We start from the raw sequence: 244 nt of genomic DNA on the forward strand, positions 1-244 counted from the left end.
TATTCGGCTCTTCTGTCACCTTTGGTTCTTCTGGCTTTTCAAGCACATTCGGCTCCTCTGTCACCTTTGGTTCTTCTGGTTTTTCTTCTTTCAAGTCTTCTGTTGTTTCAACTTGTTCTTGCTCTTCTGTTGGTTTTATCGACACTTCCGACTTTTCTTTCACCTCTGGCTTCTCAAGCACATTTGGCTCCTCTGTCACCTTTGGTTCTTCCGGTTTTTCTTCTTTCAACTCTTCTGTTGTTTC

The 244-nt window shown here is 42.6% G+C and carries 1 pseudogene; it reads right to left on the minus strand.

The features are described 5' to 3' along the window. Positions 1-244 (minus strand): annotated as a pseudogene (locus MR071_RS25255) (Cna B-type domain-containing protein); the annotation flags it as partial.

It is taken from the genome of Bacillus cereus group sp. BfR-BA-01316 (assembly GCF_022664195.1).
Taxonomy (GTDB): domain Bacteria; phylum Bacillota; class Bacilli; order Bacillales; family Bacillaceae_G; genus Bacillus_A.